The following is a 13,548-nucleotide window of genomic DNA, read 5'->3' on the forward strand; positions in this document are numbered from 1 at the left end:
CCACCCTGCGGAGATAGGAGTTCATCATCGTTATCCAGGAACAACCGCAAAAGACAACCTGAAACGATGGGCTCCCAAAGAAGAAACCTCGCTCCCGTTGAACCGCTCCACGTCGCCGCAGCAACGCTGCTCCATCTGGTGGGCGAAACGGCCAGGGCAAGCGCGGCCCCGCCGTGGGGCCGCAAACACGCGCTCGAACTGCTCAACGCCTTGATCTCGCTCTCTTCGGCACACGGCTTCGCGCAGCAGGATCTATTGCGCGAACAGCTGATCACCGGTACCTGGCCCAGGCGTACGCGGCTGCTGGCTGAGTTTGCCTTTGAACAAGTTCCGGCATCGGCGTTGCTCGACGCCATCCGACGGTCATACTTCCATCCAGCGAATAGCTTCGATTCCAGCCTAGATATGTATTAAGTACGTACCATGCGAGCCCGATCGAAGACGGGCATAGACGGGCGCCCCTCATGGTACGCCCGTCCGGCTCTGCATCGGCACTGCCTCTTTTTTTGGCTGTTGCCAACGTAAAATAGCAGCCGCATCACGATCAATTTTCATCGGGGACACAAGCACATGCTTCCGGAACAAGGTCCATGACCCGATTCACTCCGCCTGCCGGAAGCCGTTGAAAGAAACCCGGTGTTAGTCACCGAAGCGCCACCGCGCACGAGTGGCAAACTGGACCACGGCTGAATATCACTCAACGTCACTTATCGTCGGCGACGCCGAATATATTCCTCGATCCACTGGCGATTCAGCTCGAGCCGCACGCTTCTTCGGATACCACCGATGATGCCAGTTAGATCAATGTAAGAAAAATGCTGCTGCTTGATATTCGCAACAGCGACGGGATCTTCCCAACTGTCACTAACAAGTTCAGCGATCGAGGTCGGCAAGCTGAACTCGAGTTCAAACCAACCATCTGAATCGCGCCGAACATCGACAGGAGAAAATGACCACTCGCCAAAATTGTTTCCATGAACCTCACACTGTATCGTGTCTTCCATGAACGCGGTCGGCGGAAGCGGTTCTCTACGCAGCAAGTGTAGTGGCCATTGCCCCTGGAGCATTCCAAAGTAAGACCCGCCGATCGATCGACAGGTCTCGCTGATCGATCCCGACAACAGCTCTCTACCACGGAGCGTCAACTCATCCGTCTCGATTTCATCATCCGGCAAACCAGACAACCTGTCACGGTAATAAGATCGGGCAGCACTGATTGCAGCCCGGCCGCGCAAATTAATGCAATCTTCATCAAAGGTAAGAATTGCGTTGATCAACGGCTGGATCGCCGGAACGCTTTCGTACTGAATCAGAAACACTTGGTGAGCGATGGCATACTCCACTGCCCCTTGAGTGAATCCCGACGTTGAGAATATTGCAGATGTGTAGTTATACCGAGGCCCCTGAAATGTTACACCTCTGCGCGAATATGTAAAGTAATTCTCGGAAATATCTTTGAGTACCCCAACGCTATTTCGAGGAATCTCGACACCAACTGGACGATGAGAAGCATAGCACTTGGCCTCGACAACTAGATGCAACGGATACGTAAAGGCCGGAGAATGTTGCCAAAGGGCGAATGCATCGAGTTGATGCCATGTTCCTCGACCCCGAACTTCTAGCCCGGAATGCCCGGCCCGCATGTAGCTTGCGTGATGTGGTAGCAAAGAAGCAGGATCGTAGGGGGTATACCCAACCTTTCTCAGCAGGAATAACACCGCCTCCTCAAGAAGAGCGCCTCGAATTTGCGTAATTGTTGCCATAGTAATCCGCTTAGACTTGAGAACAACATTCCCTGCGAGGAGCGAAATGAAACAGCCTCACGGTTTCACAACAAAACGATTGTGCTGCACAGGACCGACGCCAGTGAGGCGGTCTTGTCTGCGAGCATGTTCACAAGTGTGCTACACATCAGCCCCGATCAGGGGAAACTCGGCACCATCTCACACTACCAGATGAATTGGCGGAAAGCATCATCGACGTCGTCGACAAACGGCCGTGACACCAAGGGCATCCTGGTATCGAGATATCGAATAACGACATTTGCGTATTGATCTAGACGTGGTCTTTCGTCTCGAGAAAGATGGCGACGCAATCGTAACAACCGATCAATTCAACGAATGACAGTCGTGATACACGGCAGGCAAGCGACCGAACCAATGAGGCATGCGGAAAAGTGGCATAGTTGGATGCGCTGCGAGGCACATCCAACATGTTTCAGCCGTTTCCTTTTTTGATCGTGATCGCATATCACGAACATTGGGAGCCCTTAACCTCATATGCTCATATGCTCATAACGTATATCTGCAACTACTCGCCGTCAACTTGAAGGAACGCTTCCAAGCACCGTGTTGTAGTGGTCGGAAAAATCACGTAGAAATCTCGACAAGGAGCCAAGGTAGCGGTTTATTTGCATGGCATATTGCCGTGCCCGATTGTTTGCAGCGAATTCACTCGCGATTCGTTGCTCGGCAAGCTCTCGTTGAGGAACAAGCTCGCGAAACGCAAGATCCTTAACCGCCAAAGCTCCAGAGCCGGCCAAGAACGGCGCATCTAGCAGACCGCGTACTAGTTCGACGAGCTTATCCCAGTTTGGCAGCTGGAACTGCCCCTGATCATCCTCACCTCGAGCATTTGCCAGTGCCAAATGCAAGCGTTGACGTAGCTCATACCCGTCTCGTCCACCCCAGACAAAATTACGCAAAGCTATCTCGAATCGATCACGCGAAGTTGCTGGATCAAAGACCGCATGAAAATCACGCGTCATGGCACTCAGAAAAAGAATGGACTGCGCAACGAGCAAACCGTACAGCGTACGATGACTCGGCTTTCCAACATCTAGTTCACCGCTAGCTTGCTTGACCTTACCAAGCAGACTGCGAAATCCGACCGCTGCATTCCGTTCGAGGGGGGCGTCGCACGTTAGGTACGTCACTAGTGACTCTAGCCCCTTGAACTTCGCTCCGATCGCGAAAACTTCCTCCCAAGCAGATGCGTCGTCGAGGTACGTTATGCCTTCGAGGTAGTTCGTTGATGAAGACTTGCCATGCTGATCGAACAATTGCTCGGAAAAGAGCCGAACATCAACGTCACTGGCGGCCAACCTATGTCCTTCAGGCGCGGCTTTGGTCAAAATCACAAAAGCTTCGTCTGCACCAACTAGCTGCTTCAGGCCTGCAGCCCACAATGCACGAGAAATGGCGCTGATTTTGTTTTGTGTCTTACAGTCAAACACGATCCGCCGCGCTGGAAACTCCCCTGCTGCCTTCACTCCAAAGACATCAATGTCAGAAATGTCCGCACTGGTCTCCGACACATCTGCAGTGTGGCGAACAACGACTTCCATGTGCGGCACGTAGCCCATTGCGACGCAATAACGAATCGCCTTTTGCTTTTGCGCAGTATCTTTGATCATCGCAGATCCAAAAACAATTGCTCCATTTCAGCATGAGCTTGTGCATCCAAAGCTGGGCGAGCAGTAGAACGAAGCTTTTGCGCAGCGACAATCGACTGGATATACGACTCGTCACGTTGCAGAGCAATCCGGGCCTCTTCCGATACACCCGCGGACAAAGGCTCCCCGTCTTGGAACAGGGAGATTGCGTCGTCAACGGCATGAATGTTCTCGGGTTCATCGATCAGCACAAACTCGAACCAGTCATCCCTGACGCGCTCCAATCGCCCCACGCGCAAGGCCACCAGATTGCGATACTGCGCCGCCGCCTCAGTACTCGCACCAATCCGCTTAGCGCTTCGCAGCTTTCCAAGGAGCGCTTGAGGCGAGCGAATCCGGAATTGCTGCGGCAAGAGCTGGCCTTTGCGAACGGCGGCGACCAGCGCCATGGTTCGCTCGTATATTTCGCGAGCCGCGCCATCGAGACGCTGCGCGCCCGGATGGGGTGTAAACACAAAGTGTTCGTCGCGCCGAGTCTTAGCGTTACTAAGGCTCGGCGGTCGCAACACGCCGTCAGCGATCAGATCCTGCAAAATCTGCAGTTCCTGAGACGTCAGCTTACTCCCATTGATTTCACCACGGGCTAAGATCAAAGACAGCGGCCACCCCTGCGCCTTCTGAACGAGCGTCAAGATGCGCTCGACACTCCGGGCACCACCTGCAGCGGCTTGACTGGCGAGGGAATCAAGATTGTCGGCGAAATAAAAGGGGCTTATTAAGATGTCCTGGCCCCTTGCACGTTTGGGCACAATCAAGCCGCCCTCTGTCGTGATGGATTCAATGCGACCGAAGACCGGCGTTGCTACGCCTATGCGATTGATTAATGCATCGCGCTTCTCGGGTTTCGATCGCAGTTCGCTGAGCATCGCGATCGCCACCTCCTCGTGTTCGTTCAACGTGATGGTTCCGACGTACTCGCCCAATCCGCTGTACACCGATGAGAAATGCGGAACCGTCGGAATCACCTTCTTGATCGACTTTCCTTCAGTGATCAGCTGGACGTACTCGATCTCCTCCAGAAGGGTAAGGACCCCTGGTAGAGCCACGGCAGGAATATCAAAGAAATAGTCTGCCACTTGACGTAGCACGCCGCCCTCGAGCTCCCCTAGCCCACGAATGTGCAAGGCCAGCTTGCCTGCCATACCGATAGTCGGCAGATGCTCGAACTCGGGCACACTTTTGCGCGCAAGACCTACTTCGAGATCGTGAGCGAATTCAGCTTTAATTTGGTTTGTTGTTGTCACGGCTACCCCGGGCTTTTCATCTAGTTAATACCTAGAATACCCGTTTGCGGCAAAAACATCGACACCCATTGGCAGCGCAAGTGCGCCGCGCGTGACCAGGGACTATGAAGCCATAATGGGCGACTCGAGGACTGGATTCTAGACAACGCCGATCGACCTCCAAAGTGTCGCAGCCAGCCAATACCGATCTTTGCCTCGAGTTTCTCATACGCCTGCTTCGGCTACACAGATGCGGCTTATCCCGGTCACCACTGATGCTCACAAATCTGACCCCACATACTCGGATACAATCGCGTTAGGCGCCCAGCCATGCCACTTGGGCACCCTGCTCGTCGGGTCTGGAGCTCAGTGGGTTACGCCGTCGATTCATAATCGCTTGATCGCCGGTTCAAGTCCGGCCGGCCCACCACCGCATGGCGGCACGAACTGAACCGGCCAACGCGACTCCAATGAGCAGTACTTCGCTCGACACATCGTCACATGAACAGTCCCAACATTCGTGAGTTGCAAAAACAACTTGGTCAATTGAATCTGCTTGTTGAAGAAACCAGGCAACAGGAAAAGCAAGCCATACTTGCCGAGATCGGCGAACACGTGAAAGCGTATGGCATCACCGAGATCGAGCTACTACGCGCCGCTGGCTTCATCCAGGCCACGCGAAAGAAGGCGCCAGCCAAGTACTACGACCCCGATACAGGTCAGTCTTGGTCCGGCAAAGGTGCGCGTCCCAGGTGGCTCGTCAACAAGAACCTCGACGACTATCTCATTCGCGAGGCGCCACAGCCTTGGTGGCCGGAACGAACCTGACCGCTCATCCAATCTTGATGATCGACATGTACTCACTCATGGAGACCAAGCAATGGACAATGGAGAAGCCTCGTCCGAGGAACAACTCTCGTTCGAGCAACTGAGCGCAACCGAAAATCTTGACGATCTCGATATCGACCAAGCTCTCGATTGGCTTGCGCAACTCGTCGACGCAGCCGGTGATCATGCAAGTGAGATCGGTCTCAGAAAGGCGCTCGCTTGGGCCGATGAACTTGAGTCGAAATCGCCTGACGACGCCGCAAATATCAACTATTTTCGGGCAAACGCTTGGGCACACCTTGAGATGCTAAAGCATCGAGCCGACGGAGATGCTGCAAGGTGGTCATGGGACCAACCGGAAGCGGAACAGCAAATTCTCCTCCTTCGGACCGCCCTCAATTCCACCGGGTTCTCGGGGCTTCAGTTGGGCAGGAAGTGCCAGATCCTCACCAACCTCGCGGGGCAGCTAAACACCGCCGGCAGGCCAGTCGAGGCGCTCGAAGCGTGGGGCAAGGTCCTGTCAATGGTTCCGAAGTTCTGGATGGCGCGCGGCAACCGTGGCATCGCGCTCATGCACTATGCGCTGTCACTTTACGATCCCGGGCACCGAGATGTTTTCTTGCTCTTCGCGCACCGAGATCTTGAGGTCGCGTCTCGTTTCGACCCAACGACACTTCAATGGGGCGATCCTGCAGCACTCCAATATTTCCGTGAGCACAAACGCATAATCGAGCGCGAGACTAAGCTCGAGACGATCGAAGAACATTTCGAGCCTATGGGATACGCCCTCGGCCGGTCTAGTGCCGAACGGGCCTATCGCGCTTGGTGCCTGCAAGAACGTCTCTTCTTGAATCCACTCAACGATCTTGATACTCATACCATCGCAGCTCAAGACGTTCTGACGCTTCCTGATTTCGTGACATCTATCGGCGTGCCGCCGGTCTTGACCGGTTTCTTTAACCAGATGAAGCAGGAGTTCGTCTCAGCGCGCTGGGAATACTATCTAGGCGTCACCGCCCAGCACCCACACTTTTCGGACCGCAACGTGCTGCTTTACAACACGCTCGATTACCCGGCTTACGGACTTGCCGTCGAGCGAGTGAAGGGCGCGTACAAGTACGCATATTCACTATTCGACAAAATCGCCTTCTTCCTGAACGATTATCTCGCACTTGAGATCAAGCCAACGAGCGTGTCGTTCCGTTCGATATGGCGTGTGAAAAACGGCGACCCAATCCATCCTATCCGAGAGACGTTCCGGCAGTCCGAGAACTGGCCGCTTCGAGGACTCTTTTGGCTGAGCAAAGACCTCTTTGACGAGCGCCAGAAGGTTGCGACCGCCCCCGATGCTCAAGCACTCCACGAGCTCCGTATCCACCTTGAGCATCGCTACGTCAAGGTTCACGAAATGATGCTCGAGCCCAATCCCGCCGGCGGCGAGCCGGATATGTTTTTCGACGCGCTTGCCTATCGAATCTCGCGACAGTCCCTCGAAGAGCGGACACTTCGGCTGCTAAAACTCGTACGCGCGGCCCTCATCTATCTTTCGCTTGCGATGCACCGCGAAGAGCAACGCCGTAGCAAAGCTCGCGGCGAAAACCTCACTATGCCCATGGCACTCGACCCGCTTCGGGACAGTTGGAAGAGATGAAGGACGTTTTTTCCGGCTCTCTACGGAAATCGTCACGTCAATCGAAACCGCTAACACACTGTCTATCCGGTTCCGTTCGCCATTCGCCATGCAATACTGCATCGGATACCCGGATACCTAGACAACTTGAGCCATGAATCGCGAATACACTTCGGGCACGCTTCCCGACAAGCTGGTCGAGTATTTCTCAAATGTTGGCGAGACCGATCGCTTTCGCCGACGTGCCGTACTGACGTACACCGATGGCAATTGGAGACTGCTCTGCTGTACCGTCGAACTGCTGCGTTGCGATGCAGGGACACCGTCTGACGTTTCCACCCGGCGATATGAATGCGCAATGCTGTACGAGGACGAGCTCTCCGCCTCGCAATGCCTGGAATTCGCGAGAGAACTGACAAATGGGTTCCTTCAACTCGACGACGTGAGACTGACACCGGAGGCACCACTTCAGTGGAGCACTGAACTCGTGCCACTGAACAACGATTACATGCCGAACGCCGGTCTAATTGTCGGGCTACGCATCAGCTCAAATGGAATGCATGCTCATGCAGCACCGCTCCTGTCGCCCACCCAGCCGTACTACCCGGATATCGAAGATGCCGCCCGTGACTGGTTGCCATTTCCCATATACCACGGACGCGGCGATGGCAGGAACGATCAGCTCCTCTTCTTGCTGCCGGAAAAACGAGCATTTGTTTCCGATGCACGATTTTGTGATGATAGAACACTCGAAATCACCGTGGCAGGAACAGCTGTTGATGAGATCGCCCTGATAGTAAAAGGGGCGTATTGGGAAGGAACAGCAATCCGCCATTTCGACGCCTCTATAAATGGCTCCATATGTCGGGTCGCAGTCCCCGATCATATCGACCGTCTCGAGTACTACCTAATCGCCCTCGATGGCACAGTGTTCGATTTTCATCGCGAGGCACGCCTGTCAAGCATCGCACTGGGGAAAAAGATCCTCGGACCAAAGCAACGATCACTCGGCGAACAGATAGGGATGGCCCTGCATGATGGGGAAGGTCAGCGTGTCGAGTTCAAGCCCTTCGTCGAACCAGGACAATCCCTCGGCACAGGAGCAAACAAGACAAAGCTAAGGGAGATCGTAACAACGGTAGTCGCATTCGCTAACACACATGGTGGCCATATCTACATCGGGGTTGACGATGACTGTATTCCGGCCGGCATCGAGCAGCAATTGGAGCGGTGGGCCAAGGCGCCGGCTGACGAAGTTAACGTCGACAGGTATCTCGGTATGCTGAAGAGCAAGATCAAAGGCTTCATTCAGGGAGAAGTCGAACTTCACCTTTCCCGGACTTACTTCAATGACGCGCTTATAGTGATTGTCGAAGTCCTCTCAGCGGCGCAAAAACCGGTCGCCGTGCAACACGATGCATACCTTTACGCACGAGCAGGGGCGAGCAACCGAAAGGTGCCACCGGAGTTGTGGAGAAGCATATTGGACATGCAGTCGAGTGACGCAGTTTGGCCTCTTCTTTCACGCTAGCTTTGACGCTATGCACCACAAAATCTACTTCACATCCGTTCGGCGATCGTTCCAACCAGGTATCTGACGTTGGCGCTGTTGAGGTACGGTCGACGGCTCCAGATCGATGCCCGCCCTTTGTCTCGAAAATGCCCGCACGCGATCAGAGCTGATTGCGACTGTCAGGCTAGTTAAGTATTGACGTCGAGGCAGCCGCGGACGCGCGCTACAGCGAGGCACGCAGGTCAGCCACTGATGCGCTAGCTATCAATTGGTGGCATGGGCGTCCGTTCAGTCTCGGCTACGGATTCGTCTGGCGCCGATAGCTCACGTTGGAGTGACTGAGAAATATAGTTCAGCAGAGAGATCGCGCGAAGACCATTTTCTTTTGTCCCGTAGTCAGTCGATTCGCCGTGGAGCACCATGTGACGATTGAGCCCGCTGAAACCTTGCGGACGGGCCTTTTCGGACAGAGCGACAGTCATCCCGGATTCCAACGGTGCTAAGAACGCACGGGCGAGCTCCGTTCCGGCGAGTTCCGTCGCGTAGGCTAGTACCTTAGGGCGCTCTTTCCCCATGAAAAAGTGCGCGTTCGCTACATCGAAGCAAATCCCGTCAACCTGGGCGAGCAATACCGGGATCGAGACGTAGTGCTGACCGTTCAGGTGGGCGTCGAATGCGGCATCAAGGATTTCGCTTCGATGCGGATAAGCCTGTATCAGTTCGGCGCGGATGTTAGCGGTACGCTTGTCGAAGTGCTTGACCATTTCGACTTCGGCGTCCTCTTGTCTTCCATCGTCCAAGGCTCGCTTAAAGCGCAACGGCTTTGACATCCCCATCTCAAGGTCGAGATACCAGCCGCATTGGTTCATCGCGATTAGTCCCTCGCGCATCTCGTCCGGATACTTCTCGAACGACTTGGCGATGGCGGCCATATCCTCCGCCATTTTGCGGAAGGGTTCCCCGATTGCGGTCAGACGCGCGCTGACGGTGCTGCCAATTTCGTTTGCGAGGCCTATAACTGGCGCTAAGTCGAACGTTCGCTGCTGGAACCTGTCCAGTGCCGCGCCGATCGCGTTGGACGGATTCAAGCCAACCCCTAGTTTCTGTAGCCATCCAGGCTCAGGTAACACCGTCGTCCATGGCACGCCGGGTCGTGCTACACCCAAGGGGGCAAAAGTTTGTCCCAGCCCAATCGCACCAAATTGTGAGCCGAATTCGCCTAATGGGCGGGCATCTGCTTCAGGCCGCTCGGCGTCACCGTCGTTCAATTCATCCATGCGCTCATGCCTCCCCTTACGTACACATGCATACAAGGTTCATGGTTTCATGCGCGGGCTGCGTTACCGCCCGTCAGCCAAACAACCACCGTAGAAGTCTAGAAATGAGCCCTTTCTCTGGTGGCCGAAGTGCAGGAGGCAGCCCCCCACCAATCGGCTGATGAGTGGCGATGGGTCGAGATCGCGACGGAGCGGGTGTCGGTCCACTAGCCGGAGGCGGCACCTGATTCGATTTCATCCGATCGAGGACGGCCTGATTTGGCGAAACTCGCACAGGCGCAGGTTTAATTGCCGACGGCGCGAGCGGAATCGGCCGCGCAGGCGAATTCAAAGTTTGTCCAGCCTGCGGGCGGGCACTTGCGGACACGGTTGGACGTGCCCCGCTCTGCAACCGTTCTAGGATTTCACTGTTGCGAGCGATTTTCGACGGGGTCGCTGCGCCGCTTTGCGGCCCTGCAAGACGCCAATGAGCATCTTCTTCGGATAGGACCGTCATTTGTCCGATCGCCGTGACGTTCACCGAAAGATGCGAGTACTTCAGCTTCTTGTTTTCGTAGGGTGGCTCCATCAAGCCAACGACACTGACCCACTTACCAATCCAGGAATCGTCTGGCGTCGCACGCAAAGCAGCCAGTCCATCGCTCCAAATCGCAATCTTGAAGATGCGCCCGCGCCACGGCCCGAAGTTTATGAAAATGTAGGGCTTCCCGTTCCTCGCCCGATCAGGTTTCACCTCGATTACCTTGCCAACAACTTCTACCTTGTTCCCGACGAGTCTCAAACAAGCTTCATAGTCGGTGGCCGACAGCACCTCGTATGCGCCGATATAGCTGGGCCTTGGTTTACCCTCGGCAGGCCTGCCTGCCAACACAACGCTCGCGACCGTAAGGGGAAGGTTTTTGCCCGCGATGAACTCACCCAGCGTTGGCACCTTCTGCATGGGCAACGAGCAGATGGCCGCAAATACCTTGGCTCGCTGCGCCAATACAGCATTCGCCGCGAGCAGCGCGAACACTGGTGAAGAACCCGGATCGATGAAGTCGTTCGCGCGGAAGACAATTGCGTCCATTTCGGAATTTGTCTTCCGCCAGATCGAGGGATCGATTCGGAGCGCCTCGATAGCAAACCACAGAGACGTCAGCGAAAAACGATCAAGCGTCGCGTCGAAAGGATTTGACGCTTTGCGGCCTGGGTGTTGGAAGTTGACGTGACCAAGCTCAGAACTGCCAAGATCCTTGATCTCGTCGATCCACATGCCATCGTAGTCGATGAGTTGGATGCCCGCGCCGCCGCCGGACACCATCAGATTGCCGGTTTGAATATCGCCGTGAGCGATCCCCTCTTTCTCAAGAAACGCCGAAAGCGACACGAGCGACGACGCCAACGCCCCGAGTGCCTGTGGCGAGCCGTGGTTGTCTTCAAGGAACTCCCCAAGCGTCTCGCCTTTGGCCCAGGCCATCTTGACGATCGGATACTCCCCGCCGTCAATGCGAATGCCTTTGGACTGAAACTTGAAGTCCAGAAAATACGGCGAACGCAACGCCGACAATCGCTGGGAAATCGCGGTGTATCGCCGCTCCAACGCTTTCGACTCACGGTGGAAGCACCGAACAGCGTATTTCCTTGAACCGGCTGTGACGGTATAGGTCAGGGCAAACCCGCCGCTGATGGCGAGTGGCAAACCCATGCCGGTGGTCGCGACCGACCCCGCCTTCAACTCCGGATCGTTTAACCAGATCGAATGGCTGTTGAAGGCGTTGTTGTATTGTTCAAGAGACGGGTAAGCCATCGCGCTCTTCGCGTTCAAACGAAAGAACGAGCAGCGTCGAATCGTCGATTCGCATGCGCTTCGCCGCGCGCTCTCTCAACACTAATTCAGCTAGTTGCTCCTCGCTTTGCAGCGATAGCAAATCAACGATGCCAGAATCCTTGTCGCGCAGCGACCGTAGCGCCCATTCGCCCAGGGCATCCGTCAAGCATAGGAGTCGCGGCGCGCCGAGCTCGGCGGGATGGATAATCTTTACGTGCCTCGTCCTAAAATCCCCGCTCGCCAGGAAATCGTTGTGCCGTGCGACCGTCGACAGCAGAGATGGTCGCTCTTGAAATCGCTCTGGAGCATCGAGAGGCCAGGCGCAGACCAGTTCGCCGGCATCGAGCAGCAACGCAACACTGTCGCCAACGGCCAGCAGTTCCACCGCATGATGCTCGGGAAAAAACTCGCCGCCAAGGAGCGTGGCGAAGCTGCCTCGCTCAAACGCGGCTTGTTTCGACCAGGACATCGAAGCGAAATCATGCGCGACCGCGTAGTCGGCCAACGCCTTGCCGATCCACTCTTCGCTCAGGCCGGGCTCGTCGAGATATTTGTTGGCCAGAAGATTGGCCCACAACTTCGAGTTAAACGAATCGCTGGCGCCGTCGGAAAGCGCAAAGCGCCTTCCGTCATCGGAGAACGCGAGCACATCCTCATTGGCCTCTGGATTCGAAAATTCCTTCGGAACGCTGCCGGCAAACGCGCGCTTCATTTGAGAATCATCTCAGTTGGGCCGCCCTCGTGCCGATGTCGAAGAATTGCACAATTTCCGCTGCCTCAGCGTTGAACGTGAAGCCACGCGCCTCCATCCCGACGGAAACGCCCTCACCTTGTGCGAACCGGATTAGATGGTCAGGCAGGGGGCTCGACATGCGGAACAACAGCTTTGCAAAGCTGTCGGGCAGACCCGACTCGGCGGACGGGAATCGAATCGGCTCGTTGCCAAGCGTGCTTGCATGGAGATTGAACAAGAGTACCTCGCCGTCATTTGTGCGTATTTGCCGAAGATGGCCCGCGAGTTCCTCCGGGTCCCCATCGGTCGACTCGCCGTCGGTGACGTGCAGAATGGTCGGTGGATAGCTCTCGGGGTGGGCGTCGCACCAGGCGACAAGCTCTTCGGCGGCTCGCGTGAGGGCCGCGCGCATCGGCGTTCCGCCCGATGCGACGGGATCGAACCAAATCGGGAATTTGACTGCCGTCTCGACGATGCCGCCAGCCCCGTCATCCATTTTCCGCTTCCGATCTTCAATTCTCGACGGATTTTGCTCGAAAGCAGAGATCGGGTGAAGCACCTGCGCGCCCAGCGCGCCGGATAGACCATTCGAAACGCCGCTGCCGCCATATCCGAGCACGCCGACTTCGAAATAGTCGCGAACCCCCTCGGATTTGGTACAACGTGTGACCAAGTTCATCAGCGTCCGGTTCAGTGCGTCGGCAACGAATTCCGCCTTGGTTTTACCGGACGACATCTTGTCCGACATCGAGGCGGATTGGTCAACGACGAACAAAAAGGCGGTCGGGCTGCTGCGGCTGATCTGTGCTTCGTATGCCATCGTCAAATCTCCGAAAGGGTCGGGATAATAATAACAGCGAGATAGCCTCGCCCCAAAGTCCCAAGCAAGCGACGATTGTGCTAGTCTTTTTCGAGCCCCATCGTCAGGATGCGCGCCTTCGCGGTCGGCTTGGCGCCCCCTCGATTTCATTCGTCCCGGTAGGATGGCGACATGTTGTTGCTTTGAATCTCAACCGCTCGCCGGACAAACCCCGAACACGCGCTGCTCCGCGAAGCTCCTACCGACGTATCACGTCACCT

At 55.7% G+C, this 13,548-nt stretch carries 11 protein-coding genes; 4 read left to right on the forward strand and 7 right to left on the reverse strand.

Annotated features, from left to right (window positions below):
- Nucleotides 1-66 precede the first annotated feature (66 nt).
- A complete protein-coding gene (locus LXE91_RS16925; protein ID WP_039342491.1) occupies nt 67-414 on the forward strand; it encodes a hypothetical protein in 348 nt (115 codons plus the stop codon).
- Between the two features lie 293 nt (nt 415-707).
- On the opposite strand, the gene LXE91_RS16930 is transcribed toward LXE91_RS16925, so the two are convergent.
- The 3 genes from LXE91_RS16930 to LXE91_RS16940 form a co-directional block, all read right to left on the reverse strand.
- A complete protein-coding gene (locus LXE91_RS16930; protein WP_135370774.1) occupies nt 708-1,763 on the reverse strand; it encodes a hypothetical protein in 1,056 nt (351 codons plus the stop codon).
- 557 nt (nt 1,764-2,320) lie between these two features.
- Entirely contained in the window at nt 2,321-3,415 is a 1,095-nt protein-coding gene (locus tag LXE91_RS16935; protein WP_046197046.1) for a hypothetical protein, read from the reverse strand.
- On the reverse strand, nt 3,412-4,698 hold the full coding sequence (locus tag LXE91_RS16940; RefSeq protein ID WP_039342487.1) for a hypothetical protein: 1,287 nt from the start codon (nt 4,696-4,698) through the stop codon (nt 3,412-3,414). Before LXE91_RS16940 ends, LXE91_RS16935 begins: the two co-directional genes overlap by 4 nt.
- Nucleotides 4,699-5,178: 480 nt before the next feature.
- Here LXE91_RS16940 and LXE91_RS16945 point away from each other — a divergent pair, with 480 nt between their 5' ends.
- The 3 genes from LXE91_RS16945 to LXE91_RS16955 all read left to right on the forward strand — a co-directional run bounded on the left by LXE91_RS16945 (nt 5,179) and on the right by LXE91_RS16955 (nt 8,666).
- On the forward strand, nt 5,179-5,505 hold the full coding sequence (locus tag LXE91_RS16945; protein WP_039342483.1) for an H-NS histone family protein: 327 nt from the start codon (nt 5,179-5,181) through the stop codon (nt 5,503-5,505).
- 52 nt (nt 5,506-5,557) lie between these two features.
- Nucleotides 5,558-7,156: an LA2681 family HEPN domain-containing protein gene (locus LXE91_RS16950; RefSeq protein ID WP_135370775.1), complete on the forward strand. Its 1,599-nt coding sequence runs from the start codon at nt 5,558-5,560 to the stop codon at nt 7,154-7,156.
- A gap of 133 nt (nt 7,157-7,289) precedes the next feature.
- Entirely contained in the window at nt 7,290-8,666 is a 1,377-nt protein-coding gene (locus LXE91_RS16955) for an AlbA family DNA-binding domain-containing protein (RefSeq protein ID WP_082139439.1), read from the forward strand.
- Nucleotides 8,667-8,905: 239 nt separating this feature from the next.
- Here the strand turns inward: LXE91_RS16955 and LXE91_RS16960 are convergent, their stop codons facing one another.
- The 4 genes from LXE91_RS16960 to LXE91_RS16975 form a co-directional block, all read right to left on the reverse strand.
- Nucleotides 8,906-9,925 (reverse strand): hypothetical protein, encoded by a 1,020-nt coding sequence (locus LXE91_RS16960; protein WP_135370776.1) that lies wholly within the window; start codon nt 9,923-9,925, stop codon nt 8,906-8,908.
- A 73-nt stretch (nt 9,926-9,998) separates the two neighbouring features.
- Nucleotides 9,999-11,714, reverse strand: a complete 1,716-nt coding sequence (locus tag LXE91_RS16965; protein WP_039364684.1) for a BUD32 family EKC/KEOPS complex subunit — start codon at nt 11,712-11,714, stop codon at nt 9,999-10,001.
- Nucleotides 11,695-12,447: a hypothetical protein gene (locus LXE91_RS16970; protein WP_039364686.1), complete on the reverse strand. Its 753-nt coding sequence runs from the start codon at nt 12,445-12,447 to the stop codon at nt 11,695-11,697. Before LXE91_RS16970 ends, LXE91_RS16965 begins: the two co-directional genes overlap by 20 nt.
- 7 nt (nt 12,448-12,454) lie before the next feature.
- Complete coding sequence (locus LXE91_RS16975) at nt 12,455-13,288, reverse strand: vWA domain-containing protein (protein WP_039364687.1); 834 nt, start codon at nt 13,286-13,288, stop codon at nt 12,455-12,457.
- Between the last annotated feature and the right edge of the window lie 260 nt (nt 13,289-13,548).

Source organism: Burkholderia contaminans (assembly GCF_029633825.1).
GTDB classification, from domain to species: Bacteria; Pseudomonadota; Gammaproteobacteria; order Burkholderiales; family Burkholderiaceae; genus Burkholderia; species Burkholderia contaminans.

Bases quoted from the DNA above. Each gene is read 5' to 3' on its own strand.
- LXE91_RS16925 (WP_039342491.1), top strand. From the start codon at position 67: ATGGGCTCCCAAAGAAGAAACCTCGCTCCCGTTGAACCGCTCCACGTC.
- LXE91_RS16930 (WP_135370774.1), bottom strand. From the start codon at position 1,763: ATGGCAACAATTACGCAAATTCGAGGCGCTCTTCTTGAGGAGGCGGTG.
- LXE91_RS16935 (WP_046197046.1), bottom strand. From the start codon at position 3,415: ATGATCAAAGATACTGCGCAAAAGCAAAAGGCGATTCGTTATTGCGTC.
- LXE91_RS16945 (WP_039342483.1), top strand. From the start codon at position 5,179: ATGAACAGTCCCAACATTCGTGAGTTGCAAAAACAACTTGGTCAATTG.
- LXE91_RS16950 (WP_135370775.1), top strand. From the start codon at position 5,558: ATGGACAATGGAGAAGCCTCGTCCGAGGAACAACTCTCGTTCGAGCAA.
- LXE91_RS16955 (WP_082139439.1), top strand. From the start codon at position 7,290: ATGAATCGCGAATACACTTCGGGCACGCTTCCCGACAAGCTGGTCGAG.
- LXE91_RS16960 (WP_135370776.1), bottom strand. From the start codon at position 9,925: ATGGATGAATTGAACGACGGTGACGCCGAGCGGCCTGAAGCAGATGCC.
- LXE91_RS16965 (WP_039364684.1), bottom strand. From the start codon at position 11,714: ATGGCTTACCCGTCTCTTGAACAATACAACAACGCCTTCAACAGCCAT.
- LXE91_RS16970 (WP_039364686.1), bottom strand. From the start codon at position 12,447: ATGAAGCGCGCGTTTGCCGGCAGCGTTCCGAAGGAATTTTCGAATCCA.
- LXE91_RS16975 (WP_039364687.1), bottom strand. From the start codon at position 13,288: ATGGCATACGAAGCACAGATCAGCCGCAGCAGCCCGACCGCCTTTTTG.